The organism is Coleofasciculus sp. FACHB-712, assembly GCF_014695635.1.
Classification (GTDB): domain Bacteria; phylum Cyanobacteriota; class Cyanobacteriia; order Cyanobacteriales; family FACHB-T130; genus FACHB-T130.
This window is the reverse complement of record NZ_JACJOQ010000651.1, coordinates 1-26,748: the sequence shown is the minus strand read 5'-3', so window position 1 is coordinate 26,748 and position 26,748 is coordinate 1. Positions and strand designations below refer to the sequence as shown.

General features: G+C 47.3%; 30 protein-coding genes and 1 pseudogene. 13 read left to right on the top strand and 18 right to left on the bottom strand.

Annotated elements, in window-relative coordinates:
- Window positions 1-5 precede the first annotated feature (5 nt).
- The 3 genes from H6F50_RS24640 to psaK (H6F50_RS24630) form a co-directional block, all read right to left on the bottom strand.
- Window positions 6-1,205: a site-2 protease family protein gene (locus H6F50_RS24640; protein ID WP_190430706.1), complete on the bottom strand. Its 1,200-nt coding sequence runs from the start codon at window positions 1,203-1,205 to the stop codon at window positions 6-8.
- 174 nt (window positions 1,206-1,379) lie between these two features.
- Window positions 1,380-1,658, bottom strand: a complete 279-nt coding sequence (gene psaK, locus H6F50_RS24635; RefSeq protein ID WP_190412368.1) for a photosystem I reaction center subunit PsaK — start codon at window positions 1,656-1,658, stop codon at window positions 1,380-1,382.
- Between the two features lie 123 nt (window positions 1,659-1,781).
- Window positions 1,782-2,060: a photosystem I reaction center subunit PsaK gene (gene psaK / locus H6F50_RS24630; protein ID WP_190412367.1), complete on the bottom strand. Its 279-nt coding sequence runs from the start codon at window positions 2,058-2,060 to the stop codon at window positions 1,782-1,784.
- Window positions 2,061-2,189: 129 nt separating this feature from the next.
- Here psaK (H6F50_RS24630) and H6F50_RS24625 point away from each other — a divergent pair, with 129 nt between their 5' ends.
- Window positions 2,190-2,831, top strand: a complete 642-nt coding sequence (locus H6F50_RS24625) for a phosphoribosylanthranilate isomerase (protein ID WP_190430705.1) — start codon at window positions 2,190-2,192, stop codon at window positions 2,829-2,831.
- A gap of 163 nt (window positions 2,832-2,994) precedes the next feature.
- A complete protein-coding gene (locus H6F50_RS24620; protein ID WP_190412365.1) occupies window positions 2,995-3,489 on the top strand; it encodes a peptidoglycan-binding protein in 495 nt (164 codons plus the stop codon).
- Window positions 3,490-3,716: 227 nt separating this feature from the next.
- On the opposite strand, the gene folE is transcribed toward H6F50_RS24620, so the two are convergent.
- From folE to H6F50_RS24590, 6 genes are all read right to left on the bottom strand, one after another.
- Window positions 3,717-4,421 (bottom strand): GTP cyclohydrolase I FolE, encoded by a 705-nt coding sequence (gene folE, locus H6F50_RS24615; protein ID WP_190412364.1) that lies wholly within the window; start codon window positions 4,419-4,421, stop codon window positions 3,717-3,719.
- Between the two features lie 114 nt (window positions 4,422-4,535).
- Window positions 4,536-5,261 carry an SDR family oxidoreductase gene (locus tag H6F50_RS24610; RefSeq protein ID WP_190430704.1) on the bottom strand — a complete coding sequence of 242 codons (726 nt, stop codon included), beginning with the start codon at window positions 5,259-5,261 and terminating at the stop codon, window positions 4,536-4,538.
- 299 nt (window positions 5,262-5,560) lie between these two features.
- Entirely contained in the window at window positions 5,561-6,544 is a 984-nt protein-coding gene (accA, locus tag H6F50_RS24605; protein WP_190412362.1) for an acetyl-CoA carboxylase carboxyl transferase subunit alpha, read from the bottom strand.
- 188 nt (window positions 6,545-6,732) lie between these two features.
- Window positions 6,733-7,758, bottom strand: coding sequence for a long-chain acyl-[acyl-carrier-protein] reductase (locus H6F50_RS24600; RefSeq protein WP_190412361.1), 1,026 nt, complete (start codon window positions 7,756-7,758; stop codon window positions 6,733-6,735).
- A 165-nt stretch (window positions 7,759-7,923) separates the two neighbouring features.
- A complete protein-coding gene (locus H6F50_RS24595) occupies window positions 7,924-9,510 on the bottom strand; it encodes a B12-binding domain-containing radical SAM protein (protein ID WP_190430703.1) in 1,587 nt (528 codons plus the stop codon).
- A 97-nt stretch (window positions 9,511-9,607) separates the two neighbouring features.
- On the bottom strand, window positions 9,608-10,303 hold the full coding sequence (locus tag H6F50_RS24590; RefSeq protein WP_190430702.1) for an aldehyde oxygenase (deformylating): 696 nt from the start codon (window positions 10,301-10,303) through the stop codon (window positions 9,608-9,610).
- 140 nt (window positions 10,304-10,443) lie between these two features.
- Between H6F50_RS24590 and H6F50_RS24585 the strand changes: the two genes are divergently transcribed.
- On the top strand, window positions 10,444-11,289 hold the full coding sequence (locus H6F50_RS24585) for a carbohydrate ABC transporter permease (RefSeq protein ID WP_190430701.1): 846 nt from the start codon (window positions 10,444-10,446) through the stop codon (window positions 11,287-11,289).
- A 91-nt stretch (window positions 11,290-11,380) separates the two neighbouring features.
- Complete coding sequence (locus H6F50_RS24580) at window positions 11,381-11,644, top strand: transporter suffix domain-containing protein (RefSeq protein ID WP_190430700.1); 264 nt, start codon at window positions 11,381-11,383, stop codon at window positions 11,642-11,644.
- A 55-nt stretch (window positions 11,645-11,699) separates the two neighbouring features.
- Here the strand turns inward: H6F50_RS24580 and H6F50_RS24575 are convergent, their stop codons facing one another.
- Window positions 11,700-12,737, bottom strand: a complete 1,038-nt coding sequence (locus H6F50_RS24575) for a hypothetical protein (RefSeq protein ID WP_190430699.1) — start codon at window positions 12,735-12,737, stop codon at window positions 11,700-11,702.
- Window positions 12,738-12,858: 121 nt separating this feature from the next.
- On the opposite strand from H6F50_RS24575, the pseudogene H6F50_RS28105 reads away from it, so the two are divergent.
- Window positions 12,859-12,951 (top strand): annotated as a pseudogene (locus tag H6F50_RS28105) (DUF433 domain-containing protein); the annotation flags it as partial.
- Between the two features lie 110 nt (window positions 12,952-13,061).
- On the opposite strand, the gene H6F50_RS24565 reads toward H6F50_RS28105, so the two are convergent.
- The 4 genes from H6F50_RS24565 to H6F50_RS24550 form a co-directional block, all read right to left on the bottom strand.
- On the bottom strand, window positions 13,062-13,562 hold the full coding sequence (locus H6F50_RS24565; RefSeq protein ID WP_190430698.1) for a DUF4278 domain-containing protein: 501 nt from the start codon (window positions 13,560-13,562) through the stop codon (window positions 13,062-13,064).
- Window positions 13,563-13,914: 352 nt separating this feature from the next.
- Window positions 13,915-14,877, bottom strand: coding sequence for an alpha/beta hydrolase (locus tag H6F50_RS24560; RefSeq protein ID WP_190430697.1), 963 nt, complete (start codon window positions 14,875-14,877; stop codon window positions 13,915-13,917).
- 119 nt (window positions 14,878-14,996) lie between these two features.
- Entirely contained in the window at window positions 14,997-15,500 is a 504-nt protein-coding gene (locus tag H6F50_RS24555) for a DUF4112 domain-containing protein (protein WP_190412352.1), read from the bottom strand.
- A 120-nt stretch (window positions 15,501-15,620) separates the two neighbouring features.
- Window positions 15,621-15,818: a hypothetical protein gene (locus H6F50_RS24550; protein ID WP_190430696.1), complete on the bottom strand. Its 198-nt coding sequence runs from the start codon at window positions 15,816-15,818 to the stop codon at window positions 15,621-15,623.
- Window positions 15,819-16,151: 333 nt separating this feature from the next.
- On the opposite strand from H6F50_RS24550, the gene H6F50_RS24545 reads away from it, so the two are divergent.
- The 4 genes from H6F50_RS24545 to H6F50_RS24530 all read left to right on the top strand — a co-directional run bounded on the left by H6F50_RS24545 (window position 16,152) and on the right by H6F50_RS24530 (window position 18,660).
- The gene (locus H6F50_RS24545; protein WP_190412350.1) at window positions 16,152-16,343 is read left to right on the top strand and encodes a hypothetical protein; all 192 of its coding nucleotides are present in this window, start codon (window positions 16,152-16,154) and stop codon (window positions 16,341-16,343) included.
- A 263-nt stretch (window positions 16,344-16,606) separates the two neighbouring features.
- Window positions 16,607-17,122 carry an inorganic diphosphatase gene (locus H6F50_RS24540; RefSeq protein WP_190430695.1) on the top strand — a complete coding sequence of 172 codons (516 nt, stop codon included), beginning with the start codon at window positions 16,607-16,609 and terminating at the stop codon, window positions 17,120-17,122.
- A 201-nt stretch (window positions 17,123-17,323) separates the two neighbouring features.
- On the top strand, window positions 17,324-17,716 hold the full coding sequence (panD, locus tag H6F50_RS24535) for an aspartate 1-decarboxylase (protein WP_190412855.1): 393 nt from the start codon (window positions 17,324-17,326) through the stop codon (window positions 17,714-17,716).
- Between the two features lie 8 nt (window positions 17,717-17,724).
- The gene (locus tag H6F50_RS24530; RefSeq protein WP_190412348.1) at window positions 17,725-18,660 is read left to right on the top strand and encodes an MBL fold metallo-hydrolase; all 936 of its coding nucleotides are present in this window, start codon (window positions 17,725-17,727) and stop codon (window positions 18,658-18,660) included.
- A gap of 180 nt (window positions 18,661-18,840) precedes the next feature.
- On the opposite strand, the gene H6F50_RS24525 is transcribed toward H6F50_RS24530, so the two are convergent.
- From H6F50_RS24525 to H6F50_RS24515, 3 genes are all read right to left on the bottom strand, one after another.
- Window positions 18,841-19,914, bottom strand: a complete 1,074-nt coding sequence (locus tag H6F50_RS24525) for an anthranilate phosphoribosyltransferase family protein (protein ID WP_190430694.1) — start codon at window positions 19,912-19,914, stop codon at window positions 18,841-18,843.
- 80 nt (window positions 19,915-19,994) lie between these two features.
- The gene (locus H6F50_RS24520; RefSeq protein WP_190412346.1) at window positions 19,995-20,993 is read right to left on the bottom strand and encodes a LysR family transcriptional regulator; all 999 of its coding nucleotides are present in this window, start codon (window positions 20,991-20,993) and stop codon (window positions 19,995-19,997) included.
- Between the two features lie 10 nt (window positions 20,994-21,003).
- Window positions 21,004-21,246 carry a hypothetical protein gene (locus tag H6F50_RS24515; RefSeq protein ID WP_190430693.1) on the bottom strand — a complete coding sequence of 81 codons (243 nt, stop codon included), beginning with the start codon at window positions 21,244-21,246 and terminating at the stop codon, window positions 21,004-21,006.
- Between H6F50_RS24515 and H6F50_RS24510 the strand changes: the two genes are divergently transcribed.
- The 3 genes from H6F50_RS24510 (at window position 21,245) to H6F50_RS24500 (ending at window position 24,495) form a co-directional block, all read left to right on the top strand.
- Window positions 21,245-22,204 carry a diguanylate cyclase gene (locus H6F50_RS24510; protein WP_190430692.1) on the top strand — a complete coding sequence of 320 codons (960 nt, stop codon included), beginning with the start codon at window positions 21,245-21,247 and terminating at the stop codon, window positions 22,202-22,204. The two genes, H6F50_RS24515 and H6F50_RS24510, sit on opposite strands and share 2 nt — an antisense overlap.
- A 105-nt stretch (window positions 22,205-22,309) precedes the next feature.
- Window positions 22,310-22,675 (top strand): response regulator, encoded by a 366-nt coding sequence (locus H6F50_RS24505; protein ID WP_190430691.1) that lies wholly within the window; start codon window positions 22,310-22,312, stop codon window positions 22,673-22,675.
- A gap of 2 nt (window positions 22,676-22,677) precedes the next feature.
- On the top strand, window positions 22,678-24,495 hold the full coding sequence (locus H6F50_RS24500; protein WP_190430690.1) for an ATP-binding protein: 1,818 nt from the start codon (window positions 22,678-22,680) through the stop codon (window positions 24,493-24,495).
- 20 nt (window positions 24,496-24,515) lie between these two features.
- Here the strand turns inward: H6F50_RS24500 and H6F50_RS24495 are convergent, their stop codons facing one another.
- Window positions 24,516-25,832: a HEAT repeat domain-containing protein gene (locus H6F50_RS24495; RefSeq protein WP_347277205.1), complete on the bottom strand. Its 1,317-nt coding sequence runs from the start codon at window positions 25,830-25,832 to the stop codon at window positions 24,516-24,518.
- 471 nt (window positions 25,833-26,303) lie between these two features.
- On the opposite strand from H6F50_RS24495, the gene H6F50_RS24490 reads away from it, so the two are divergent.
- Window positions 26,304-26,675, top strand: coding sequence for a hypothetical protein (locus H6F50_RS24490; protein WP_190430689.1), 372 nt, complete (start codon window positions 26,304-26,306; stop codon window positions 26,673-26,675).
- Window positions 26,676-26,748 lie beyond the last annotated feature (73 nt).

Sequence of the window (26,748 nt, the reverse complement as noted above, 5' to 3'; positions counted from 1 at the left end):
GTCAATTAATCAGTGGTTGATTTTGCGATCGCTTGTAACTGCAAACTCGGCGGATAGGTGCCCTCTGCCTTAACCCGCTTGATTTCTACTTCCGTAATCAGTAAATTCAGCTTCGATGCAACAGCGCGGACAACATCGCCCCGGTCGATAATCCCGGCGACTGTCCCAGCGGGTGAGAGGACAGTAATCCAATTTAACTGCTTGGCTTCCATGCAGTTAATTACTTCTACCAAAGGCATTTTCTCTTCAACAGTGGGAATTTCCGTCAGGGGATGCACAATACTATGCAGGTTTTGAGTTTCCCACAGACCGCGCTCTACGAAATGCAAATCTTCAACAGAGACTAAACCGCGATAGCGACCTTCACTCGCCGCAAAGTAAACCGGAAAGTGGGAGGCTTCCAAAATGTACTCATCGGCAAACTGGCGCAAGGTCTTGTTCGCATCCACTACCCGAAATTCTTGAGTCATGGCGTCTTTCGCCACGATCTGAAGCAAGGATTCTTGGAGGGTGGTCATCTGGTCGTAGGAACGGGCGTTGCGAATCCCAAACCAGCCGAGTAAGGAAATCCAGAAGCCACTGAACCACTGATCCTTGAAAGCAATAATCGCCACTCCGACAGCGATCGCGCCCCAACCTAAAATTAAACCGCTTTTGGCTGCCCAACGGACGCCCTGAAAGCGGTCTCCGGTGAACTTCCACACGGCTGCTTTCACAACTTGTCCGCCATCTAAGGGGAGACCAGGAATCAGGTTGAATAATGCCAAGACTAGGTTAATCTTTGCCAAGTCTAATGCCATGACCTGCACGATACCGGAGATTGGCAGTCCATGAGCCACTAGGTAAAATAGCGAGTACAGCACTAAGCTAACCGCAGGGCCAGCGATCGCGACTTGAAAGGCTGCGCCTGGGGTTTTGGATTCCCGGTCAATCGCCGCAATCCCACCAAAGAGAAATAAAGTAATCGAATTTACTTCAATCCCTTGCGATCGCGCGACTAAACTGTGACCCAATTCGTGCAGTAAAACCGAACCAAACAGCAATAAAGCCATTAATAATCCCGCACCCCCGCCGAGGACTGGACCCAAGACGGGTGAGAAATCCAGGGCATTCGCAAAGGCGATCAAAGCTAAAATAAAAAACCACGAATAATCTATAAATAGCGGAATTCCGAATAGAGCGCCAACTCGCCAAGCTGCCTGCATCAAACTTTCCCATCTAATCCTTGCACTTACCAGGATATACGACGGCTCTTGTAGAAGCATGGAAAATGAAGCGTGAAGTAGGAGAGTGAGCCTTGCCGACCTTTGGGGTAATTGGTGAGCAGTGTCCACCCTACTAACTTCACTGAAAAGACAGTTATTATCGAGCGAGGGCTTCTAAAGGAGACCCGTATTGGTCAGTCCTAAGATGGCACCTGTTCCCAGGATATGTCCAAAACTCAAACCCGCAATAAATTGAGCGGCGCTAAAGTTCTTACCAAAACCGGGCAGTGGGAAAGGCAGTTTAGGGCCAACTCCCGGCTTTTGGACAGCGTTGCGGGCCAGAAAAAGACCCAGAATGTTGAAAGCAGTCATGACAATGAATACACCAGGGCCGATTGTTGGTGTTGAAGGAACTGTCTGCTGCAATGCTGCAAGTAAACTTAAGTCAATCAATTTCTTTTCTCCTGCTTTGATAAAATCAGCAACGAAGGGATTATAAAACGCGGAGGGAACTGTTGATTCTTCCTGCTGGATGAGCTAAATTTTTAAGTCACCCAAAGCAGAAACAATTGCCTTTTAAAGGGCACCCGCGTTGGTTAATCCTAGGATGACGCCTGTTCCAATAATGTGACCGAAGCTCATTGTCGCTAGAAGTTCAGGCACTGTAAAATTGCGTAACAAAGCGGGTTTAGCGAGAGGCAGGTCTGGTCCTACTCCTGGCTTCTGGATAGCGAAGCGACCGATGGCGATCGCCAACAGGTTGCACAGAATCATCACCAATCCGACCATTGGAGTCCACGATGGGGTCGCGGGAACGGTAGATTGTACGGCGGCGAGTATTGTCAAGTGAATCAAGTTCTTGTCTCCTGCTTGGACACAAATATCAAAACCCAAAGTATTATAGAAACCTCTTAGTAAAAAGTCGGAATTTGTTTTAACAGTTAACAGTTATATTAATTTTTGATACAAATCGAAAAAAATTTAATGCGAGTCAAGATTTGCGGGATTACCAAACCAGATCAGGGGCAAGCGATCGCGCAACTGGGAGCAACCGCCCTAGGATTTATTTGCGTGTCCTCCTCCCCGCGCTACGTCAGTGCAGTTCAAATCCGCTCCGTGATGGAACGCTTACCGCCTGACGTTGAGCGGATTGGCGTCTTTGCCAACACAACGCTGGAAGAAATCTATCAATGTGTCGCCGTCGCTAACTTGACAGGCGTGCAGTTACATGGCGGAGAAACACCAGAATTTTGCCGTCAGTTGCGCCAATTGCTGCCCAGCGTGGAAATCATCAAAGCCCTGAGAGTGAAAACTCTAGAGGATTTAACTCAGGCAGATGTCTATGCAGAGTGTGCGAATACCTTGTTGCTGGACGCTTATCATCCCCAAATGTTGGGAGGTACTGGCAAAACGTTGGACTGGAAGAACCTCCAACAGTTCAATCCTAGCTGTCCCTGGTTGCTTGCCGGTGGCTTGACACCAGACAATATTTTGGATGCGATCGCGCAACTGCATCCTAGCGGGATTGATTTATCGAGTGGCGTTGAGCGATCGCCTGGAGATAAAGATTTAAATCGAGTTGCAGATTTGTTTGAGAAACTGCGGGGAACACGGTTCAAGTTGTAGGGAGCTTCGCTCTTTTGGCACGATCGCCTCCTGCTAATGGGTGAACAGATAGAACGAGAGCAAACCAATCCAGTTAGTTTACCCGACTGTGCGAAGTGACAAGCACTTTCTTAAAAGTACTTTGGAGATGTAGAACACCAACAACTCCAAAGGAATCCACATCATGCTTGCTAACGAATCCAATCAAACCTTCACCAATCAAGCTCAGTTTAATAAACCCGTTCTAGGGTTAGGCAGCTCTGGATCGGTAGTTAGAGAATTACAACAAATATTAACTGATAGATGCGCTTATTTCGGAGCTATTCACGGAATTTTTAATCAAGAAGTAGAATATGCCGTCATTGTTTTTCAGAATTGGGTTTTTCTCAAAGAAGATGGCATTGTCGGGCCGTTGACTTGGCAAGCACTTTATACAGGCGCTCCGGTTAATATGCCCATGCTGAAGCGCGGAGCTAAAGGTGAAGCGGTAATCACACTTCAGCAGGTGCTATTTGTAGCCGGTGACTTTAATGATGAAATTAACGGCGTATTTGGGCCGCGCACCGATGCTGCTGTTAGATTCTTCCAAAAACGCAACGGTTTATTAGTAGATGGAATTGTTGGTGAAAAGACTTGGTATGCTCTTTCTCAAGTGCGTCAGCAAATGGGGGGATGCTGATTGTAAAACCATTTTGTTCTTTTGTTTGCAACATTTAGACTTCTTAGCCTCCCAATTTATCGGGGGTGGGGGAATTGTTAATGTAGCGCTTCATGAACCAAATGGTATAAAAACCCGATCCATTAACCGTTATAGGGACACGGCCTTGCCGTGTCCCTACTTTAAGAAATTAGGAGTTTTTCTCTTGATTAGGAGCGAAATCTCCCTGCTGTTACTGCCAACAACGCTTAAAAGAAAGCGGGTTGGTGACGAATTAAATTAAGAAACTCTTCACGAGTTTTTTGCTCGTCCTGAAATACGCCGACCATCGCACTGGTAACAGTCCAAGAACCGGGCTTCTGGACACCTCGCATTACCATACACATATGGGTAGCTTCCATGACAACAGCGACTCCCTTCGGCTCAAGAATCGTCTGCACCGCTTCAGCAATCTGGCGCGTCAGCCGTTCCTGTACCTGCAAGCGGCGAGAATACATCTCAACAATCCGAGCAAGCTTGCTAAGACCTACCACTTTTTGGTTAGGGATATAGGCGACGTGCGCCTTACCCATAAATGGCAGCATATGGTGTTCGCAGAGGCTAAAGACATTGATATCCCGGACAAGAACCATCTCGTTGTGACCCTCATCAAAGATAGCTCCGTTGACAAGGTCTTCTAGCGACTGAGTATAGCCACTGGTAAGAAAGCGCATTGCTTCTGCTACTCGCTTAGGCGTTTTGAGTAAGCCTTCCCGTTCCGGGTCTTCACCCACTCCCAGTAGCAGCGTCCTTACAGCACTCATCATCTCATCGTTGAGTTCTTCCGGAGGCGGCTGCAAATTGGGTTCTCTACCATTCATTGTGTTGCGGTCAGGTCGCGGCGGAGCAATTTTGGCGCTCAAATCGCCTGATGGGTTAGAGCCATTAGAACCGTGGGAAGAAGCAGTAGTCATGATTCAGTCTTTGTTAGGGTTTGGAGTGGTTAACGGAGTGATGAGTTCGTTAGGAATTTTTTGAGACTGTTGAGTGATGAATTTAGGTTTAATTCATCATTCAAAACTTACAACTCATAAAACGCCAGCGTTCGGCATTAAGGTTAATTCCTCAATCACTGCCTGTTCTGGCACGAGAGCCATGTGCAGAATCGACTGGGCAACGATTTCTGGTGTTAACATGGCTGAACGGTTCAGTTCGACTTGAACCGTTTCTGTGTCCCAAATTGGGGTATTGACAGCACCTGGAGAGATCGTTACAACGCGAATGCCTTTAGCACGTTCTTCTGCTGCGAGGGTTTTCGATAAGGCAATCAGAGCCGCTTTGCTAACGTTGTAGGCACCCCAGCCAGGAAAAGGTTGCTGACCGGCAATAGATGCCACATTAATAATTATCCCAGAGCCGCGATCGCGCATCGAGGGCAAAATTCCCTGGATACACTGAAACGCGCTGGTGAGATTTAGGTCAATCACTTGTTGCCATTCGGATAAAGGTGTTGACATAATCTCGCCGGTGTAGCCCATCCCGGCATTGTTCACCAGAACATCAATCGAGCCAAAGGAGTCAGCGATCGCGGCGACCTTTTTTCTTACCTGCTCAATATCGGCTAGATCCAGGGCATACGCTTTCGCTGTCACCCCGGTCTTCCGAGCAGCTTCAGCGACAGCCTCTAATTTAGACTCAGAGCGGCTGACTAAAGCCACATGGAATCCTGCTTTCGCAAATGCCAAAGCTGTCGCCTTGCCAATCCCACTACTGGCCCCGGTAATCAAGGCACGCCGTTCGATTGGAGAAGTCATCAATTCTTCCCGTATTTTTTGATTAGGTAGCTATCAGCTCTTTGCTTACTTTTCCTACTTGGTTTGGCTACCCTGTAGGAAAGCAAAATAAGCTCAAGCGATCGCCTAGGGGAACGCTTACTACGTTGAGTTCTCATTTTTTGAGTCGTTGTCTACGATCGATTCGCTATCGCCGTTAATTGCTTGCCAGCTCAGCGCTAATTTCTTAAAAGACAACTCCTCTCAACTGAGAACTTGTAATAATTTGTTACCTTGTTGATTATACCACTCGTCACAGCGTCTTCTAAGGTAAACCCCCGCTAGGCAGAGATTTCCGTATAAACGCCAATACTCCGAAACTTTTGATAACGTAGCTCCCGCCGCTGTTGAGAGGTCATCTGGGAGAGTTCTTCTAAGTTTTGCAACAGAGCGTCTTTTAAGATGGCAGCGGCCTTTAGCGGCTCGCCATGAGCGCCGCCAACAGGTTCGGGCAACAGAACATCGAGAATGCCTAAGTTTTTCAAATCCCAAGCTGTAATTTTTAGTGCTGTGGCTGCTTGGGGAGCTTTGGAAGCATCTTTCCACAAAATTGCTGCACAAGCTTCGGGGGTCGCAACGGTATAAACGGCGTGTTCAAACATTAATAGTCGGTCGCCGACGCCAATTCCCAACGCACCGCCAGAACCACCTTCCCCGATAACGGTGCAGAGGATCGGGACATCCAGGCGGAACATCTCCCGCAAATTATAGGCGATCGCTTCTCCCTGCCCCCGTTGCTCGGCTTCCACACCCGCCCAGGCTCCCGGCGTATCGATAAACGTGAGAATCGGCATTCCAAAGCGATTGGCGTGTTCCATTAACCGCAGCGCCTTGCGGTAGCCGCCTGGAGCAGGCATCCCAAAATTCCGGGCGACATTATCCTTAGTATCGCGGCCCTTTTGATGACCCAGCATCACAACAGGACGCCCACCCAGACGAGCTACGCCGCCGACTAACGCTGGGTCGTCATTCCCACCGCGATCGCCGTGTAGTTCCATCCATTCATCGCTCATGGCCTGGATGTAGTCTAATGTACTGGGACGCCGAGGATGCCGAGCCAGTTGCAGCCGCTGGGACGGGGATAAACTATTGAAAATCTCCTCACGAAGTTGCACTGCTCGTGCCTCCAACTGACGAATCTGATCGGAGACATCGACGTCCTGATCTTCTGCAAGTTCGCGAATTTGGTCAATTCGTGCCTCTAGTTCGGACAGAGGCTTTTCAAAATCTAGAAGTAACGGCTTGCGCTCAGAAGAAGTTGACATAGTTCCTAGTCAGCGATCGGTGGTCAGTAGTGCAGCGACGAGCATAGGGTGTCGCCCGTACAATGCTCAGTAGTCAGTCAGTTGTCAGTAGTCAGCCGTCAGGAGTTAGGAGTCAAAGAAAGAAGTAACACTAGACAAAAAATAACTAGCCTTTTTCTATCAACTGACAACTGACTCCTGACTCCTGACTAATAAGTCAACAAAGGTCGGAATCCATGCCTCACGGAGGATTCACCGATTTGCTCCATCTTCTCCACGGTAATTTGATTGCGTCCCCAAGAAAAGTTGGTGTGCCACTTTTCAAATTCCAATAGCATCGATTCGGCAAAACAGGCGAATAACTGGCGTCCCGGAGCTTCCATCAAATTGACGATTTTCATAATCCGCCAGTCAATATCCAGGGAATGCTCAACAATCCCCCCATTGACGACATAGACGCCCGGATGCTGAATTTTTGTTGACAGGTTTTTCGGGTAGCCCCCATCAATCAGCAAACAAGGTTTTTTCAAAACCGTGGGATCAATTTCCATCCCTTTGGGCATACTGGCTACCCAAACTACAATATCAGCCAAAGGCAGCGCCTCTTCCAATCCCATGATTTTGCCTCTGCCGAGTTCCGCCTGCAAAGCTTGCAATCGCTCTTGCTTCCGGGCAATCAGCAACAGTTCTGGCACTTCAGTTCGAGCATCTAGCCAACGACAGACAGCGCTGCCAATATCGCCTGTAGCTCCACAAACCGCCACAGTTGCTTTACTGAGATCGATGCCCAGCTCTTTCGACACTTCTTCCAATTGGCGACAGATAATGTAAGCCGTATGGGTATTGCCGGTAGTAAACCGCTCAAATTCCAGTTTGATATTGCGAACCTGCTTACTTTCATGCAGGTTGAATTCTTCAAAAATAATCGAGGAAAAGCCGCCCAGCGCACTAATGTTAATGCCATGTTTTTGAGCATGAGCCATTGCGTTGAGAACTTTCCGGACTGCTGTCTTACCTCTCCCACTAGCCAGCATTTCTGGTACAAAGCAAGATTCCACATACCGACCTTCGATTTTTTGCCCGGTAATGCTGGTGACAGTGATGTGATCGACGATTTGAGGCGGAGCGCTACACCAAAAATCTAGCCCTTGATCGGCATATTCTGGGTAGCCAAGCTCTCTAGCCACAGATTGAGCGTGTTGCAAATTAGTAAGGTGACCGATTAAACCAAACATGAATGGTTCTAACTACGCCTCTGGATAGGAAAGGAAGGTGGAAGGGGAAAAAATAGTTAAATACTCTTAACAATAGTACAAAAAATTGCCGCTCTTCTGAGCGGCAGGTTGATTTACATTGATAAATGGCTGTTTTCTTGCCTTCTAGCGAGCGGAAAGCTCGGATCAGACGTTTACAAGTGCGGGTTTTTGTTCGGTTGAGGCTGGCGTAGCGATCGGATCGTAGCCGAGCTGTTGGGTAATCCGTTCTCTGGCTAAAAGGCGGTACTCCCAAAAATGCTCTCCAGCGGCACATAAGCCGAGATACATATTTAGGAATTGAGGCTTTTGGCGTAAAATCAGCCAAAGCTGTCGCCAAAATTGACCTCGAATTTCAGGTCGCCGAATGCCCTGATGCCAAATTAACTGGGCGACTAGCCGCAGTCCTTTGCCAGCAGGGAAGTACATATTTTGCGTTCTTCCTGGCGGTGGAACGATGTTGAGGCATTGATTAAAACAGCGTCTGAGATAGTTCTGGGGTTCGTACATTGTCCAGAAGCCTTCTACATACTCTCTGGCAATGTCTGCTAGAGGTCGGCTGGGCGTAAAATTCATCAAGGAATTCTGATCGCCAACTTCGGTGATGCCAACTCCTTCTAATAAACGCTGCTCTTTTTGGAGCCGAGTCCACAAAGCCGTATTCGGCAAGGCCTGCAAAATGCCGAGCATGGGTTGAGGAATACTGGTTTCTTCGACAAAGGCTTGAATGCGATCGCCAGCACCCGCGCGTTCTCCATCGAAGCCGAGAATAAATCCTGCATAAATTAGCATTCCGGCTTCGTTGATCTTGCGACACGCTTCTAAAAGCGGGTTGCGGGTATTTTGAAGCTTTCGAGTGACTTGCAGGCTGTCTTGATCTGGGGTTTCAATACCGAGAAAGACGGCGTAAAAACCGGCTTTTTTCATCAACTGTAGTAGTTCATCATCCTCTGCTAAATTAACAGAGGCTTCGGTCATGAAGGTGAAGGGATAGTTGTGTTCCTGCATCCAAGGAATCAATTCTCTTAGCAAGCGCTTGACGTTGCGCTGATTGCCAATAAAATTGTCATCGACGATGAATAGGGAACCCCGCCAGCCTAAGTCATAGAGGCTTTGCAACTCTGCCAACACTTGAGCCGGTTCTTTGGTACGCGGTTTGCGACCGTAGAGGCTGATAATGTCGCAGAATTCGCAGTTAAACGGGCAACCGCGAGAGAACTGAATTGCCATCATCAAGTAGGCATCCCGCTTCAGCAAATCGAAACGAGGAAGGGGACTTAGGGTGACATCCGGCTTTTCGATGGAGCGAAAAACACCTGTTTGTTGACCTTGAGCGATCGCTTGCAGAAAGTCCGGTACTGTTAATTCCCCTTCATCCAAAATTAGATAATGTGCTCCAGAGGCGAGAGCGTCTTCAGGAACGGACGTTGGATAAGGCCCTCCAACTGCCACTTTTTTTCCTAACTCGACAGCCTTTTTGATCAGGAAGTGAAAATCTTCTCGTTGTGCCAGCATTGCCGATAGAACAACGATGTCGCACCACTCCCAATCGGCCTCCGTCTCAGTCTTCACATTGCGGTCATAAAACTTAATTTCCCAATCTTTTGGCAACAGTGCTGCAACTGTAATAATTCCCAAGGGAGGAATGACCGCTTTGAGTCCAGCGATTTCCATAAAACGGTCATATGACCAGAAAGACTGGGGAAAAGTGGGGGAGAGTAAAAGCGCCTTCATTGACTCCGTCCTCAAATAGATGACTTGGTTTCAGGCAATTCCCCACTCTTACTCTGCACTACCTGACTTGACATCCCCCACAAGTTATACTAAGCAACTATGCAGCGGCAAGCCCGTAGGCTGACATCCGCATGATATCGCGGGTAGTAAAGCCAATATTGCTCAGCGCTTCGCCGTATTGAATCATGAAGTCTTCAACTAAAGATTCTTTGTCCATTCCCAGAATACTGGCATCCTTTTCGACTTCGTTGAGCATCCGCCAGACGATGGGAAGGTTCTGACGATTGGCTGCTTCAAATTCTGCTTTGGATTCCTCGAAATGGTTTTTCAGCCACACTTCGCCGTAGTTAAGATGGCTGTATTCATCTTTAACAACACCCTCAGTAATTTTACGGGCGAAGTCATCGGCAACGGGGATATATATGTTGTAAGCAGCGATCGCAAAGCATTCGATAATTAATGCTTGAATCAGCAAACAGGTCACAATCCCGCCTTCTGCTGCCGCATCTTGGAAATTTTGGTGCAGTCCGGAGAAGAACTTGCGAGCAAATTCTAAATCTGGCGTCACTTCGAGATTCCGCCCGCAGGCTTCAAATCCTTTCTTGTGACGACTCTCCATTTTGGATAAACGGATCAACTGCTCCTTATCTTCTGGTAGCAATTCTGCTAACTTGATGTAATTCTCATGAGCCTCTTGTTCGCCTTCTATCACAATCGCATTGATGCGGCTGTAGGCGTCCTTGTAGGTTTCACTGTGGAAGTCAATTTCTAGGCTGGTTTCAAGCGACGGCATAAATCTCCTGTCTGCTCCTCACGAATAGGTCGATCCTAGACCGACCTAAATTTCTGTGGAATAGTAACGTAACTTAATCTAATAATTGTACTGTACCTATCCTGGAGCCAAACGGGATCAGTCAATTTAAGTAAGTATTCATGCCTAAGAAAAATCCACAGGGTCGATTGTCAGTCACTCAGCTTTCCCATCTGGCGAACCCGCTATTGCTGTTGCTAGGCGCTTGTGTCGTGCTATTACCGCTTGGGATTGTCTTCGTCACCTCTTTTGACAAAGTGGGTGCGACACCTGGAGGAAGCTTCTTTCCATCTCACCCCAGCTTTGCCAACTACCGCGAAGCTTGGAGGCGCGGTAACTTTTTATTAGCGTTTGCCAATTCTACCCTAGTGGCGCTAGCTGTAACGGGGTTTCAGACGATCACCGCTGCACTCGCCGGTTATGCGTTGGCGCGGCTGAAGTTTCAGGGGCGTCAGGCAATTCTGCTGATTGTCTTGGCTACGCTGGTAATTCCCTTTCAACTGTTGGTAATTCCAATTTTTTTGGTTTTAAAGTGGGGACACTTGATCAACACTTACTGGGCGCTGATTTTACCTACGGCGGCGAATGGATTTGGGATTTTTCTGTTGCGGCAGTATTTTCAAACGATTCCAGTGGAGTTGGAGGAAGCAGCGGCGCTGGATGGGGCAAACCGCCTACAAATTCTGTGGCGGGTGATGCTACCGTTGTCTCGTCCGGCATTGGTGACGCTGTTTCTGTTCACATTTATTGGGGAATGGAACGATTTGTTTAAGCCCCTGATTTTTACAACGCGACCGGAATTGAGGACGGTGCAGCTAGCGTTGGCAGAGTTTCAGGAGCAATTTACGAATAATTGGCCTTTGCTGATGGCGGCTGTTGCGATCGCTACCGTACCTGTCGTGTTACTGTTTCTCGTCGGGCAGCGTCAGTTCATTCGGGGGATCGCGGCGACGGGGATTAAGAATTAATCTGACGCTTGCAGGGGATGTCTTCTATATCCCTACAAGATAGTGTGCATATATCCTGTCAATCTTGTTACAGTTTGTCACAATCAGGAGTATGCAGAAACTCGGTATATTTTTAATTGTTTTCTCTTTCCTGCCTTGGGTGGCAATCCTCTTAGTGGTGCCCTTGCTACCGCTAGCGATCGCCCAAAAAGCCATATTGGTTCCGATTCTTGCGGTTGTGGGAGAAATTGCCTTTTGGGTAGGTTTGGTGCTAGTCGGAAAAGAAGCCGCAACCAAATATCGGGCTTACTTGAATCCGGGCGCAATTTGGAGGAAGGTTAAAAAATTGATCCGCCCCAAGAAGAGATCGAATTGACCTATCTTGGGATATCTCTGGAGAACCGCGATTAATCGCCTCTGAAGAAAGCGTTTTAGGCGTTATCTGCGATGACTTTGAGGCGAATCGTGCGATCGCCTTCATCATCCAAACTTACCTCCACGACTTCACCCGCAAGGCGTTCCAGGCAAGAAAGGAGCGATCGCAAATGAGGGCTACTTGCGCCAGTGTCTACATACAGCCTATCGGTCAGACTGCCCAGCCGCTTCCAGGTCATGTAAAATTTGGCAATCGTCTGTTCCAGTTGCGCCGCCTGCTTCACCATATCGGCGGCGGTATTTAGACAACCCAGACGCAAAGCTTCCTCTAATGCCATTTCCACGTCAATAGAGGTGCGCTCAATTGCCTGAACTTGAGCGGCGGCGTCTAAGTATTTAGATAAATTCCGGGCATCTGATGTCACCTGTTTAACCGTATCGACATCGGGGTTCCCGGCGACTTCCTCTTTCAGGGCGCTGATGTGAGATTCTGGTAATTTCTCCATTTCCCGCACCAGAGGAGACAGAAATCGGGGGGGAAGAGAACCCGCAGCGGCCTTTTCCTTGACTTCATCTGGTAGCAATTCTGAATTCATGGCTGTCCATTCGTCGGAGAGTTGCCGCACTTCGCGCCTGGTAATGCGATCGCCTTTATTTGCCGCATCTGTCACCAGTTGTTGGATTTCTGGGGAAGCCTTAGAGGTTTCGATGAAGGCGCGTTTGCTGAAGCTACGAATCGCATCCGGGTCAAGATGCCCCTCTTCTAAAAGGGTATCAGCACTATTTGCCAGTTGAATTAAGGAATATGCCTGACTTTTACTGATTTCCCGTTCTTTCAGCCAATTGAGAAATCCGGTACCGCGTCCGTCACCGCCTTGTTTCTCTCTATCTCGCACGATTCGCAAAATCCGCCCCCGCCAGATTTCCGTCTGCAAGTCGAAGCGATCGCACACCAGCCAAGCATTGTCTACCAGCTTCTGAAACTCAAACTCTGGAATCTGCTCATCCTCTGGATCGGGCAGATCGAAATTTAGATCGACTGGGTTCTGAAGGGCAGCAGCCAGTTCGCTGGGAGATTCGGGTGATTGCACCATTAGTAGCGCTCTATGGGGGTCGATCGCCTTATTATGACACAACCCGTAGCCGCAGACTCTCTAGCACAAAAGCGCGATCGCTGCAACGTTAAAATATAAGCCAAGTCTTACAGAGGTAAATATGTCAACTATCACCGACATCGGGACATTAATTGTGCGTACTCCAGAAACCTGTGGAGGTCGTCCGCGAATTGCAGCGAGGAGAGTTTCTGTTTAAGCAATCGCCCTAATCCAACCAGAGCAACAGCATATTTTAAGTGCAGGTTGCTTGCAGCAAAATTCGCTCAATTGCTACCGTTGCATCTGTGGCTAAGATTCTGGCGTTTATTTTGATTCTTCAACCGGAGGTATAGGGGAAGCTTGAGAAATCACGGTAGCGCCTCGATATTTTAATCCCGATGTCGGTTGAGACACCGGCATATTTTCTGTTTTGCGGACTTTACAAACCTGACCCCGGTATTTTCCTGTAACTTCAACTTCTGCTACTTCAACAGTTGAAGAGGTGGATTCGTAGTTAATCCCGCGATAGCTGAGTTGAGTCTTGTCGTCTTCCTGAAATTCAGGTTGAGGCGCAATCTTAGGCTCAGATTGCGTGTCAAATTGAGCATCGACTACAGGCTGACATTGCTGCAAAAGTCGTCTTGCGCTTAGCAGTACGACCAATAGCAGCAATACCTGAATTTGCCAAGGCGCTACAACCAAACTTACAAATAAACCAACAAGAGAAATTGCGGCGGCGAGATAGGAAATTTCGTCAGCAGAATTTTGAAGTATATAGACAGCTAGCAGGGTAATCGCTAGCGGCATGATGAAAGACAAGGACATATTTATCACTTCTGAAGTTACCTCTGAAACTAGAGTGCGAAGTGTATTTAAAAATATAAGCGAATTATTACTAATCAGCCTACTACTGGTGGATTAATTTGGCTCATCCTTTTGGTTGAACAGTTGAATCCTAAATCGGTCGTATTTAAGAACTGGCTGAGGTTCCAAGCAGAGAAGAAACTATCATAACTGGCGGGAAAGCGATCGCAGCCTAACAATACGGCGACAGATCTCTCTCAGCGCTCACTTTTGACAGCGGTGCGGACTTTGTTTATATAGCGAGTAAGACGAGAAAATCCCGCCTCTACTGGAATTTAGCATCAAATGAACAATACTTAGGGTAACTTTACTGCTAAAAACGATACAAAGATTCTGAATTTAGAAAATCTGTATCGCGCATAAACTCAAGAATCTCGGACGCGATCGCATCTGCGTGACTTCCCGCCGCATCATGACCGCAGTCGGGGATAATCTTAAACTTAGAGCTGGGCATACAGGCATGAAGTTTTTTGCCATCAGCAACTGGGAACCATTGATCTTGATCGCCCCAAAGAATTAGAGTCGGACAGGCGATCGCACTCAGGTTATCTTGGACGTTACGAATTAAATTCGGTTCATTCTTTACCAAACGCTGAATTTCTTGCGCTGCGTGTTGTAAATCCTCGGCAGTTTTTGTCAAAGCATTCGGAAATTCGACATACGGATAAGTAATCCAGTAAACTTCTTCGGGTGTAATTCGTGTCCAATCCACTACAACTTCCCGACGCCCGAAGGCTACAATTTGCCACAGTAGCGGTGCAAATAGTTGAGTCACGCGCAAGTGATCCGCTATCTTAACTAAATCTAACGGCAAATCTGCTAATAACTGCATCCCCCAAAACGGCAATCGTTTGAGGAAAATCGGTACATTAATTACAACTAATCGATCGAACAAATCTGGATGCGCTTGGGCGGTGGCGAGGGTCACTAATGCCCCCAAAGATAGGGCTACCACAACAGCCGGTTCATCGCATAACGCTCGCACGATCTGCTCTAGTTCGAGCGATTGATGACCGAGTATTTCCGGGTGTGATGGCATCTCGGAAAAACCGTGTCCTTTCGCATCGAAACAGATAACGCGAAAATGTTGTGACAATGGCTCAATCGCGTAACGCCAATTGTAGCTCCAGCTCGCCATTCCATGCACTAAAAATAGCGGTTTACCTGTACCTTTTTCGCCATAAGCAATTTTTACAGGATTCCCGTTAGCATCAGAAATGGTTATCGTTTGACGCCCGTTTGGAAATGTGGCTTCCCACCAGTCTTTCTTACTCATCTGTTGTACAATCCCCTTGAGAATCGAATTCAAGGGTTAGCCAATAAACTTTGCTTGCAAGGAATTAAAAATATCAGATTGGAAAGGAGAAACGAATTAAAGTTTTTAATTTTTAATTTTTATTTAGTTATCGTTTGCCACAGCAGATTCAGGATAAAAAGACTAAAAGCAGCAATGCAAATCACAAAGAGCATCAACCCACCCAACAGCAGAATGATAAACCACCAATCTGCCTTTTGACTCTGCCGAGGAGAAGCGAGATGAGCTTCTAGAAGCATCATGTTTTTAGCATTCGCTTTCCAGGTAGCGTCAAAGAAATCCCCCAACACCGGCACAGTGCCAACTAAAGTCTCAAAAATAATATTTAGCACCATCCGCACCAAAGCTTCTCGTGGTAGACCCAGCAGCGCTGCCTCCAGCACGATATAGCCTGACAAGGCACTTCCTAGTATATCCCCGCCTCCAGGGAGCAGTCCAAGTAGAGGATCGATGCCCACGCGGTAGGAAGTTCCCGGAATCGCGATCGCATTATCCAGAATATAAGTAAGCGATCGCAGGCGCTTAATTCTAGCTGACTTGGCGTCCGTCGATCTTATAGGAGGCTTGGGAGGAGGCTGAGACATCAGAATCGATAATGGGGTAGTGAGTAGCGGATAGGGAAAAAATCGTTACCACCTACTACTGACGGACAAGGAACAAAGCTTCGTCTTGCTATTGGAACGTCTTGCTGTTGGCATTAGTGTTCAACACCTCAAACCCATCCCTTCTGGAGGTGTGGAAGACATTTCTTGCTCCATATCCGTTAGCGTTGTCAGCGTTGAGCTAGGAGTCGCAACTTGTTCGATTTGAGTCAACAGGGTTTGCGCTTGTGTCTCTCCCTTATCAGCCAGTTGCTCTAGGTAGAGCTTGAGTTCGTCGGCAAGGGCAGTGGGAAGGTACATGGCTACCACTCCATCTTCCGGTGTGAGCTTCTTTTATGCATCATAGCTTCGTCGGGCACTAGAATTAAGCCCCGATTCTTGCAAGTTAACAACTTGCAAGTTAAATGTTTAAACTAACCTAAAATTTCTCCTCCTTTTAAGCTTCAATCTTCTATTCCCAAAGACGGTTGACATCTATCAGTGTGTTTGATAGCACCTATCTATAGGTTGAGATTGTTTAATAGACGACAGACAGCTTAGAAGAACTCGCTAGAATTAAGAACAGAGGAGGTTCAAAATTTCCCCTCTTTTCACTGTTTCATTTGATCGTGTTGAGTTTGCAATTATCTTTTTATGGAATTAAGTAGCCAGTCCTCTAACTCTTCTGACCAACCTCCTCCGCAAAGGTGGGCAGAGTTACTAGGAACTGCAATTGCTTTGTTGACTTTGACCTTACCTGTGTTTGCGATCGCTCACTACTCTCCAAGCGGCGCTCAAAGCTTGCAGCAGCAAACCAGCTATTCAATCCCGATACCCGAAGACTGACCTTCAAGATACAACAAATGGATATCGCGTAATCCTGGAATCTGGGTAAACAGAAGATTCTGTGTTGACCTTCTTCCCGTAGAATGCTCACAAGGGCTATCTGAAAGGATGAAGGATGAAGGAGGAATATTCTGATTCCTCCTTCAACAACGGGTGCGATTCGTAGCGGCTGTAAAGTAACTACGTTAAGCCTCTACAGCCTTCAAACTGACATCAGGGCACCCCCAATACTTTGTGTTGCTTGGAGAAACTGGAGAAACGTTTTGGATTTAACACGCATTCCTGCTCAACCCAAACCAGGTCTCATTAACGTCCTGGTTGAAATTACCGCTGGTAGCAAAAATAAGTACGAGTACGATAAGGACTTACAAGCCTTTGCCTTAGACCGGGTGCTTTATTCTTCGGTGCAGTACCCCTATGACTACGGCTTTGTACCCAACACCCTAGCAGATGATGGCGATCCCCTGGATGGCATGGTGTTAATGGAAGAGCCAACATTTCCAGGGTGTGTTATTCAAGCGCGACCTATCGGAATGTTAGAGATGATTGACGGGGGAGATCGGGACGAAAAAATTCTGTGCGTTCCCGACAAAGATCCGCGCTATGCCCAAGTCAAATCTCTCAAAGACCTTGCGCCACACCGACTAGACGAAATCGCAGAATTTTTCAAGACCTACAAGAATTTAGAGAAAAAGGTCACGGAAATTCTGGGTTGGCAAGATGTCGATAAAGTGATGCCACTGGTGGAACAATGTATTGAAGCTGGCAGCAAAGGGTAGGCCTACGAGCGCTAGGTGAGCGAACTAGGAAAAAATTGAGGGATGAAGTGGTTTGAGAACGTTAGAATCAGCTTTAGCTGAGAAAACTTTTCATGCGCCGAACCCTAGTGCTGATAGATACAACATGAGGAAAGTGCAGGCATAGCAGGAGAAGCAATCAGCGCCTTGCACTTTCTCAATGGTGTTAATTACCTTTCTTGTATGCAGCGATCGCTTCTTCTATCAAAAATTCATAGTTGCACGCTTACTAGGGCAAATCTTGACTATGTAGGGAGTATCAGTATTGATAGAACCCTGTTGGATGCCGCAGGTATACTACCTTATGAACAGGTACAAGTCGTGAATGTCTCGAATGGAGAGCGCTTGATTACTTATGCAATCGCGGCACCTGCAAATTCAGGGGCAGTCGAACTCAATGGTGCGGCGGCTCGTTTGGGAATGAAGGGCGATCGCTTAATCATCATGACCTACGGGCAATTTAGCCCAGAAGAACTGAAAACTTATCAACCTAAAGTTGTCCTCGTAGACGGACAAAATCGGTTAATAGAAGTCCGCCGCTACGACGATCTGCTAAGCGTGCAGCTAACTTCTTGAGCGAATATATGTCTTCAAAAGAACCAGCGGCACCAAATCCTCAAATTTCCAATCCCACAGCGAGTCAGTCAACCCAAGCTGATGCAGAGTTTGTGGTGCAGTTTTGGGGTGTGCGGGGCAAAATTGCCGCCGCTGGCAAGGAGACGCTTCGCTACGGCGGCAATACTCCCTGTGTGGAAATGCGGGTAGGCTCCAAACGATTAATTTTTGATGGCGGCACCGGCTTGCGGTTACTGGGTAATCAATTACTGCGTCAAATGCCGGTGGAAGCTTACGTATTCTTTACCGACTCCCAAAGCGATCGCATTCAAGGCGTTCCTTTTTTCGTTCCTGCCTTTATTAAGGGCAATTGTTTTCATATTTATGGGGCAGCAGGATCTGATGGAGCATCGATTCAACAAAGTCTCAGCGACCAGATGACGCCTCCGAATTTTCCAGTCCCTATACAGGTGATGCAATCAGAACTACAGTTCTACGATCTAACTCCCGGCGAGACGCTCGCAGTAGACGATATCACGATTGAAACCTGTTTAACCAACAATTCCCTGCGGACAATAGGCTACCGAGTTACCTGGCAGGGACGCACGGCTGTTTACGCTACGGGTGCAGACAACGATCCGAATGCCCTTGATGAAAATCTGCTGCACTTAGCCCGTGAAGCCGATTTACTCATTTGCAATGCGACTTCCCCGGAACTAGACCAAGGTTTGGGGGCAAACGGTGAGTCTTCTCATGCAGGTGACTTTGCGATTCAACCCTGCGAAAATCCCTTCTGGCAAACCTGCGTTAAAGCGGCTGATGCGGCTAACGTCAAAAAATTGGTGATGTTTAGCTACGAACCAGACTACAGCGATGACTTTCTCGACCAAGTAGAAGGACAAATCCAGTCGGCGTTTCCGAATGGATTACTCGCCCGTGAAGGAATGATTTTAGCCGTTGAGTAATCGGTCATGAGAGTGTAGAGTTTTGAGCCACAAAAAAGTTCTTTAATTCAAAATTCAAAACTTTTTTCTGGGAATCAGAGTTTTGATCCCTCTTTTGTTACTTTAGGAAAAGAGGGATGAGTGACAAAAGAGTTCTTAAATTCAAAACTCAAAACTCAAAACTTTTTCCTAATCCTCCTCCTACCGACTACTGAAGACTGAAGAACTTAAAGAAGAAATCACCCGACTAATATCCTGTAGTTTCTGGGCAACTTGACCGCTACCCAATAAAGTTTCTGCCTGAGTTAAACCGGATGATAAATCTGGGGCGAGACCGCAATGCCACAGGTAAAAACCACCGTTCCAGATGGCTGCTTGCATAAGTTCGCTCTTGTTACCTTGCAGCACGGCTTGCATTTCTTGTACCAATTCAGTTGCGGAGTCTAGGGCAACTTCCTTTCCCTCAAAGCCGTAGTCACGGGGATGAAGCAGGAGGCGTTGCGGAGACGAACCGGGTTGCCAAGTTCCAATAATTGCCGTGCGATCGCGCGGTAAATCGCAGCTACCTTCTAATCCTTTCACCGCTGTGAAATACTGGGGGTTGCCTCGCAATGCCGAAGAGTCTTGAAACATCCCTTCCGTGGGAGGATGGACAAACCCCGCCACAACGTGAGCTTCCCCTGCATAGGGACACCACATTAACTCCATCGTTGCAAAGGGTGGACGTTTGCCAATTTGGTCGCGGTAGGGAACCAGTCCCGCCGCTTGGGGGAAATGCTTGGGCAAATAAACAAATCCGAGTTGGGTTGCCTCAAACACCTGCTGGACGACAGGGAGGGATAACTCAGCCCAATTGACACCCAACGCCTGCCAAATCTCAATCAGTGGCAAGCCTTCCTTGGTAGGCATCCGGTCGCCCCCGTGCATCACCACCGCCTGTCCAGCGGTTGCCAAGATTAAAGCTGTCAGTGGCGTTATGGGTGCCGTGCGCGATCGCCCATCGTAGGGCGTCCCCAGAACGATAACCGGGCGTTCTGAGCCGATGGGTTGCAGTTTTGGCCCTAGTGCGTCGTAGGCGTCTAGCATCCCTGCCAATTCTTCGCCGGTGGGACGCTTAATCCGATGGGCGATCATAAATGCTCCAATCTGCGCTGGTGTTGCTTCCTGTAGGAGCATCATCCGTGTCGCTTCCTCAGCTTCGGAGCGACTTATATTTTCGCCCGTATGGACGCCACTACCCACTTTTCGCAGAATTTCCCTGAACTCATTACTCATAGTATTTTGTCGTAGTCAATCGTTATCAGTTTTTGCGAATGGCTCATTCCCAAAAGATTTTTTGCAATAGCCATTAACCATTAGTTAACAGGTATAGAAGCATCCGAACAGATTATTGTGTTGCCAATCGCTCCTGCAAATTGCATCGGGACTAACTCGCGTACCATCTGGCAAAAGTGCTGAATGGGGGGAATCAGCAAGCGATCGCGCGTTGTTACCATCACTACCTGACGAGACAAGCTGGGATCTGCCAGCGAGTCGGCTAAGTTTGGCGTCCCTGGCGCGGGTGTGGAATCAATGACTCGAATCGCCAGCGTTGCATCCTGGCGAGCATCTACCAAAGCTGACTGGGGCAAAAGGGCAATCAATTCTCCTTGCCGCACAACACCGCGAAAGGCATCAAGCGTATTTAACTCCATCACCGCCTGAAGATTAGCGCCTTGCCGCAAAAATCGCTCTTGTACCAAGCGTTGCATCCCGTACCCATCCTTAAATACCACTTGCGGGTAGTGAACGAGTTCTGACCAGGGCACCTGTTGGTACTTAGTCAGAGGATGATTTGCCGCCATCAAGATTTCGATGCGTTCATTGTATAAGACATCGACCACCATATCCGGGCTAGCCGTTAAAAAGCGGTTATTCATCACGATCGCGACATCAACCATTCCGTCTCGCAAGACTTTGAGAGCGCGATCGCTTCCCAGCGAAGTCACTCGCAGCTGCACCGCCGGGTAATCTCGGCAAAACTGCTGCAACACGGACGGCAAGTATTGGGCGCAAACCGAGTGAATTGCCGCTACACAGAGTTCGGGTTGCTTTCCTGCCAACAAGTCCGCTAATTCTTGCGTGGCTTGTTGCCACTCTTGACAAATTTTGCGGGCGCGGGGCAAAAAGCGCTCGCCTCCGACTGTTAGCTTTGCCTGAGCCGTGCGATGAAACAGGGAAATACCGAGATCTGTTTCCAGAGATTGGATTTGCCTGCTAATAGTGGACTGAGTGAACCCACACTTTCGCGCCGCTTGCTGAAAACTGCCGGTTTCAGCAACTGCCAGAAAGGCTTGCAACTGCTCTAGTCGCATGATATGTAGCCTAAATTACATTTAAAGCCGATGAAATGAATTTAGCGGATTTGCTTAACTGTTTTGGTAGGGCTTGATACAGCAGCTTAGTCAGGGTGGCACAAGCGGGTCTTACCATAGCATGAACGGGAAAACCCTTGGAAATAAATACGATATACGCCAATCGTATACTCAGCGAAGCGATCGCCGACGGCATCGCATCAAAATGAGTGATGAAAAAGATACCCCTTAGCACTCTCTGATGAATCAGCATGAAGAAACAAACATCGCTCCTAGTCGCCAGCCGAAACCACCACAACTTGCAACTGATCGCACAATTCTTGATTCAGGAAGGATATCCAATCCTCACCGCTGACAGCTTGGAGGAGTTTGAGCAAGCTTTGAGACATTCTGCACAAATCAGTCTCGCTATCGTAGATATCTGTAGTCTAGACAGTCGGATTTGCGAATGGCTGCGGCACGAGGCAATTCCCATTCTGATGCTTTCTAACCAGTCTGGCTCAACGGACTGGCAGTTTACACTGATCGCTGGCGCTGCCGATCATCGGATCAAACCCATCGGTAAAGCAGAACTACTGACGCGAGTTAGTTCGATTTTGAAACACAGATCTAAATTTGAGCTTGGGAAAGCCCGCGACAACCGGCTATTAAAAGCGGCACCCAATTTACAGAAGTCTAACCCAAAGGTAGATGACTTAGTTTTTAGAGACGCGCTGACAGGAATTGCGAATCGCCATCATTTTGAAGAAATTTTAGAACGGGAATGGAGACGTGCGGCTAGAGAGGCAAGGTTTCTGTCGTTGATTATGATTAATCTTGATTTTTTCAAAGCTTTTAAGGATACCTACGGACTTCAGCGAGGCGATTATTGTCTAAGAGAAGTTGCAAAAGCTTTAAGTGCTGCTGTGAAAAGATGTGGAGACGTTGTCGCCCTATATGGGGGTGAAGAATTTGTGACACTTCTCCCCGATACCAATCGCTCTGGGGCGATTGTCGTGGCAGAGGCAATGCGTTTAAATGTGGCAGATGTAAACATTTCCTACGCGAATTCTCCGATTGGCGACCGAGTAACTATAAGTTTAGGGGTTGCCACGTTAATTCCTGAGAGAAATTCCACCCCGCAAGCCTTGATTGCTGAGGCGCAAAAGATGCTATCTGTAGCAAAAGAGGAAGGAAGCGATCGCTTCAAAATTTATCCGATTTCAGGCTAACCTCAAGATCCAAATAACAGAATATTGAGCCATTGTGAGCCATATCACGGCACTTATGACTGAATTACGATAGCAGTAGAGAGAACCCAAAACAAAGGGGGAAATTTGAAGGAGCAACCGTTGATTTTGGCGGCAGAGCGAAACCAGCGCCACCTGGAACTTGTGGTTCAATTCCTCGGCAAAGAAGGGGATTGTGTCAAAAGTGCTAACCTTTTAGAGGGACTCGATCTAGCCCTAAGCCAGTCAAAAGCAATCGGTTTGGTGCTGGTGGACATAGACGGTTTTTACCGGCGTGTTTGGAAACGCTGCGAACGAATTCGGGATCGGCAAATACCCTTTCTAATACTCTTGCCTAAGCAAAGTGTCGCGATTGAGCAGCAAAACCTAGCTCACGGAATGCAAAGTACATTAGTTAAACCGCTAGTCGTCAAAAAGTTCCTAGGGATCGTTCGCAGTCTACTAAGAGATTAAGTATGAGCCGGATTTTGTTGCTTGTAGAGCAAAAAGAAAACCGCCGCCTGCTCTCAGAGTGGCTTGCTGGGCATCACGAAGTATTGCTACCTGACGAAAAAGAGACGGGGAGGCGAGGAGCTAAGGAGCAGGAACACAACAGAGAAATTTTACTCAATCCTCAGTCTTGTAGAAATGGGATAAATTGGCGTCTTCTCAGTTCTCAGCCGGAACGGGGTTTCCCCACCCTGGCTGCGCTGCTCAGCACTCAGCACGGGCAGGGTACTGTTCTACCCTTACCGCTTAGCCCTCAGTCTTTAATCCTGAACACAGCTTTTGACCTATGCGTCTTAGATAGCGTGGCTCTAAAGCAGTTTTGGGAAGAGGTACAAGCGAGAAAAGCCGCTGAATTACCAGTTTTTCTGCCATTTCTGTTGATCGTTCCTCGTCAGGATGTGGGGTTGATGACTCGACACCCGTGGAAGAGTGTTGATGAGTTAGTCACCATCCCCATCGAGAAGATGGAGTTGCAGAAGCGGGTGGAGATGTTGTTGCGGACGCGACAACTCTCGTGGGATCTCAAACAGCGCAATGCTGAGTTAAAGGAGACAAATGAGCGATCGCAACAGGAAATAGTCAAGCATCAGCAAGCAGAAGCCCAACTCCGACAAAGCGAAGAAAAATTCCGGCAATTTCTAGAAGCAGCACCAGACGCGATCGCGATTGTTGGCGCAAGCGATCGCATCGTTCTCGTTAACACTCAAATTGAGAAAATGTTTGGCTATGAGCGCGATGAATTGCTTGGCAATACTCTGGAGATGTTGCTACCCGATTACATTCGGCGCGTACACGATCGAGAACGCACCGATTCCTGTTGTGAACCTCAAGTCCCACCGATGGGAGTGGGGTTTGAGCTATTTGCCCGACGCAAGGATGGCACTGAGTTCCCCGTAGATGTCAGCCTCAGCCACATCGAAACCCCGCAAGGATTTCTCGTTACTAGCATTATTCGCAACATCACCGTTCGCAAGCAAGCAGAAGAAGAAATTCACAAGGCGTTGGAACAAGAGCGACAATTGGGTGAATTGAAATCTCGCTTTGTGTCAATGGTTTCCCACGAATTTCGCAATCCGCTGACCTCAATTTCTCTGTCTGCCCATATGTTAGAACATTGCTCTAATGAATGGTCTCAGGAGAAAAAAAGCAAATATTTGCTGCGGATTAAAGACATCGTTAGAAATATGACCGACCTGTTAGAAGATGTGCTTTTAATCGGCAGAGCAGATGCCGGGAAATCAGAATTTAATCCAGTCCCCCTTGATCTAACAGAATTCTGCCGTAATTTGGTAGAAGAAATCCAACTGAGTGCTAGCAATCAGCACGAGATAAATTTTGTCAGTAATCAAACGCAATTCAAACTTGAAAATTTCAATACTGATAATTACTCTCTTCAAGGTTCTAATCTGGAATGTTTAACCGTCACTGAAAACGAATTTGAGACAACCGTTTCTATGGATGAAAAATTGCTGCGACAAATCCTGAATAATTTGTTATCAAATGCAATTAAATATTCCCCCGAAGGTGGCATCGTTAATTTTGGCTTGACTTGCCAGAACGGAGAGGCAACTTTCCAAATTAGAGATGAAGGAATTGGCATTCCTCCAGCAGATTTAGCGCGGCTCTTTGAAACATTTCATCGAGCCAAAAATGTTGGCAAAATTCCTGGAACTGGCTTAGGGTTGGCGATTGTCAAAAGATGCGTAGAAATACACGGAGGCAAGATAGCGGTGGATAGCCAAGTTGGGTTAGGGACGACTTTTACCGTAACGCTTCCGTGTTAATAGTTAATAGCGAGTGGCTATTAACTATTCACTGTCCATTCTTTCAAAGCGATCGCGATTCCTTCTTTTAATTCTGGGGTGAGATTTTCGGTGGTAGCGCGTTGCTGTAATTGCTGGTAAGCAATGGGAAATTTTTTGAGAGCAGCGATCGCGTGCAGTTTTACCCCCGCATCGGGATCTGCTAACAGTTCAATTAACTGGTTGATCGCAATGGCATCTCCTAGCTGTCCCCATGCCATTGCCACCGCTTGTTTAACCTTGGAATTTTGAGCAGTTGAGCTTTCTGATTCAAGTGCTGTCACCAGGATTTTAGCGGCGGTGGGGGCTAATTTTGGAGAATCCACTCGCCCTAAAACGGTGACAATTTCCTGCCATAGCACCGGAGACTCAACAGAAAGGGCTTGTTGCAAATACTCCAAGGCGGCTGCTGTTTGGGGGAGCGATCGCACGATGTCTACTTGCAAGCTAAGCGGTGTATTCGGGGAGGAGAGTACCTGAAACAAGGCAGCGGCGGCTTCATCTGTTCCCAGTCGTCCTAATGCGATCGCACTCTGCTGGCAAACTTCCAAATTAAAGTCAAATAGCAGGGGTTGTAGCTGAGTTACCAGATCCAATTCTTCTAATAAATCGGAACGCATCCCCAAGCCAATTACTGCTTCTTTTCTCACTTGCGCGGCTGGATCTTGCAAGGCATCCATCAAAACTGGCGGAATCCGGCTGTCGTGAAAACTACCCAGTGCTTCAATCGCCGCGGCTCGAATCGTAGATTGAGGATCTTGAACCACGTTCAGTAAAGGCGCAATGGTTTCGGAACGGCGGATCTGGGCAAGCGATCGCACGGCTAACAGTCGTGTCTCTGGCTCTGCTAATAGTTCCGTCAAAGCCTCCACAGCCGGAGAGCCGATATGCGCTAAAGCAGCCGCTGCTGCCACTGTAAGTTCTTCATCCTCAGATGTTCTCAGCAGCTCTACTAAGGCGGTGATGACGGCAGGATTGTCAAATTCTCCCAGAATGCGACCAGCAAACCAGCGCTCCTCCAAGTCGGCGTCTTCGTCTTTCAGAATGGAAATCAAAGGAGCGATCGCGCCTTCCCCTAATTTGGGTAACACCTTCGCCACTTCCCACCGTTCCTGAAAATCCCCTGCATCAAGTACATCTAAAGCCAGGTTCAATAATTGCTCTAAGTAAAGCGAGTTAGAATCTTCTCCTGTTAACGACTCTCCCTGCCTTCCCTCTTCTTTGTTAAGTGGCAGTTGCTGCAAGCATTGGTTTAATAATGACCAGTTTTTTTGCTGTGCCGCAATAGTAGCCTGCTCTAAAACACTTAATAACATCATTTAAATCACTTTTACTCAATTTTAACCCGACACGCTTGACGTACACTAACGACCCTTGTTTCCTGAACCTGGATGCCTTTAAGTTTCACAAGCTAGTTTACCTAGAATCTTGGTGGAGATACTAGATTTGCCGATATTGCCGATAAATCAGTATAGAGGCTGCGCTTGCTTGATTTTGACGAATAGAAACCTTTCTCAATCAACTCCTGCTCCGTCTTCAAATGTGAAACAAGCATTGATTTAATGCATTAATTTCATTGTTAAATAATTGTATAATTAAAAAAAACTAAATTGCAGCCTTTCTCTTTTATAACTAATTTTTTAAATCAATATTGACTAACCGTATAGGCTTATTGAAGGTAGATAGTTTTATAAAATTGTTGCCGCTCTATACAATTAATATAGCAATCGATTTCTTCCTGTCACGCAGCCTCAAAGTCGGCAATTGAACATTTTGGGTAGGAAAAACTGATGCTAGTAACGATGGAACTGCGCTGGTTTTATCACGGCATAATCCCCACACAGATTGAACATTGGTTTAATCAAGAGAGCCTCAGTGGACAGATGGAATCGCCAGAAAATAGAGAAGACTGGTATTTATACTTACCTAACTGTGATTACCTGGGTATCAAACTGCGGCAAGGAAAGCTGGAAATCAAGTGGCGTCAAGCCGAATTAAAAGTGCTGCGTTTTGGGGATTTGGTGCAGGGGAAAGCAGAGAAATGGGCGAAGTGGACGTGTGAAGATCCCACTTCAAAATGCTTTATTCCCGCAGAGGTGGCGGGAAAAGAGTCTTGGATGAGTAGACCTCTTGCGGAATTAAGATTATTTGGCTATTTTTAGCTCATAATTATAAATTCCTGCAATTAGATTTACTCGCAATCCAAATCGCTTCCTTCGATTTCTATAACGGCTA

Bases quoted from the DNA above. Each gene is read 5' to 3' on its own strand.
- H6F50_RS24640 (WP_190430706.1), bottom strand. From the start codon at position 1,205: ATGCAGGCAGCTTGGCGAGTTGGCGCTCTATTCGGAATTCCGCTATTT.
- H6F50_RS24625 (WP_190430705.1), top strand. From the start codon at position 2,190: ATGCGAGTCAAGATTTGCGGGATTACCAAACCAGATCAGGGGCAAGCG.
- H6F50_RS24620 (WP_190412365.1), top strand. From the start codon at position 2,995: ATGCTTGCTAACGAATCCAATCAAACCTTCACCAATCAAGCTCAGTTT.
- folE (WP_190412364.1), bottom strand. From the start codon at position 4,421: ATGACTACTGCTTCTTCCCACGGTTCTAATGGCTCTAACCCATCAGGC.
- H6F50_RS24610 (WP_190430704.1), bottom strand. From the start codon at position 5,261: ATGACTTCTCCAATCGAACGGCGTGCCTTGATTACCGGGGCCAGTAGT.
- accA (WP_190412362.1), bottom strand. From the start codon at position 6,544: ATGTCAACTTCTTCTGAGCGCAAGCCGTTACTTCTAGATTTTGAAAAG.
- H6F50_RS24600 (WP_190412361.1), bottom strand. From the start codon at position 7,758: ATGTTTGGTTTAATCGGTCACCTTACTAATTTGCAACACGCTCAATCT.
- H6F50_RS24595 (WP_190430703.1), bottom strand. From the start codon at position 9,510: ATGAAGGCGCTTTTACTCTCCCCCACTTTTCCCCAGTCTTTCTGGTCA.
- H6F50_RS24590 (WP_190430702.1), bottom strand. From the start codon at position 10,303: ATGCCGTCGCTTGAAACCAGCCTAGAAATTGACTTCCACAGTGAAACC.
- H6F50_RS24585 (WP_190430701.1), top strand. From the start codon at position 10,444: ATGCCTAAGAAAAATCCACAGGGTCGATTGTCAGTCACTCAGCTTTCC.
- H6F50_RS24580 (WP_190430700.1), top strand. From the start codon at position 11,381: ATGCAGAAACTCGGTATATTTTTAATTGTTTTCTCTTTCCTGCCTTGG.
- H6F50_RS24575 (WP_190430699.1), bottom strand. From the start codon at position 12,737: ATGGTGCAATCACCCGAATCTCCCAGCGAACTGGCTGCTGCCCTTCAG.
- H6F50_RS24565 (WP_190430698.1), bottom strand. From the start codon at position 13,562: ATGTCCTTGTCTTTCATCATGCCGCTAGCGATTACCCTGCTAGCTGTC.
- H6F50_RS24560 (WP_190430697.1), bottom strand. From the start codon at position 14,877: ATGAGTAAGAAAGACTGGTGGGAAGCCACATTTCCAAACGGGCGTCAA.
- H6F50_RS24555 (WP_190412352.1), bottom strand. From the start codon at position 15,500: ATGTCTCAGCCTCCTCCCAAGCCTCCTATAAGATCGACGGACGCCAAG.
- H6F50_RS24550 (WP_190430696.1), bottom strand. From the start codon at position 15,818: ATGTACCTTCCCACTGCCCTTGCCGACGAACTCAAGCTCTACCTAGAG.
- H6F50_RS24545 (WP_190412350.1), top strand. From the start codon at position 16,152: ATGGAATTAAGTAGCCAGTCCTCTAACTCTTCTGACCAACCTCCTCCG.
- panD (WP_190412855.1), top strand. From the start codon at position 17,324: ATGCAGCGATCGCTTCTTCTATCAAAAATTCATAGTTGCACGCTTACT.
- H6F50_RS24530 (WP_190412348.1), top strand. From the start codon at position 17,725: ATGTCTTCAAAAGAACCAGCGGCACCAAATCCTCAAATTTCCAATCCC.
- H6F50_RS24525 (WP_190430694.1), bottom strand. From the start codon at position 19,914: ATGAGTAATGAGTTCAGGGAAATTCTGCGAAAAGTGGGTAGTGGCGTC.
- H6F50_RS24520 (WP_190412346.1), bottom strand. From the start codon at position 20,993: ATGCGACTAGAGCAGTTGCAAGCCTTTCTGGCAGTTGCTGAAACCGGC.
- H6F50_RS24510 (WP_190430692.1), top strand. From the start codon at position 21,245: ATGAAGAAACAAACATCGCTCCTAGTCGCCAGCCGAAACCACCACAAC.
- H6F50_RS24515 (WP_190430693.1), bottom strand. From the start codon at position 21,246: ATGCTGATTCATCAGAGAGTGCTAAGGGGTATCTTTTTCATCACTCAT.
- H6F50_RS24500 (WP_190430690.1), top strand. From the start codon at position 22,678: ATGAGCCGGATTTTGTTGCTTGTAGAGCAAAAAGAAAACCGCCGCCTG.
- H6F50_RS24495 (WP_347277205.1), bottom strand. From the start codon at position 25,832: ATGATGTTATTAAGTGTTTTAGAGCAGGCTACTATTGCGGCACAGCAA.
- H6F50_RS24490 (WP_190430689.1), top strand. From the start codon at position 26,304: ATGCTAGTAACGATGGAACTGCGCTGGTTTTATCACGGCATAATCCCC.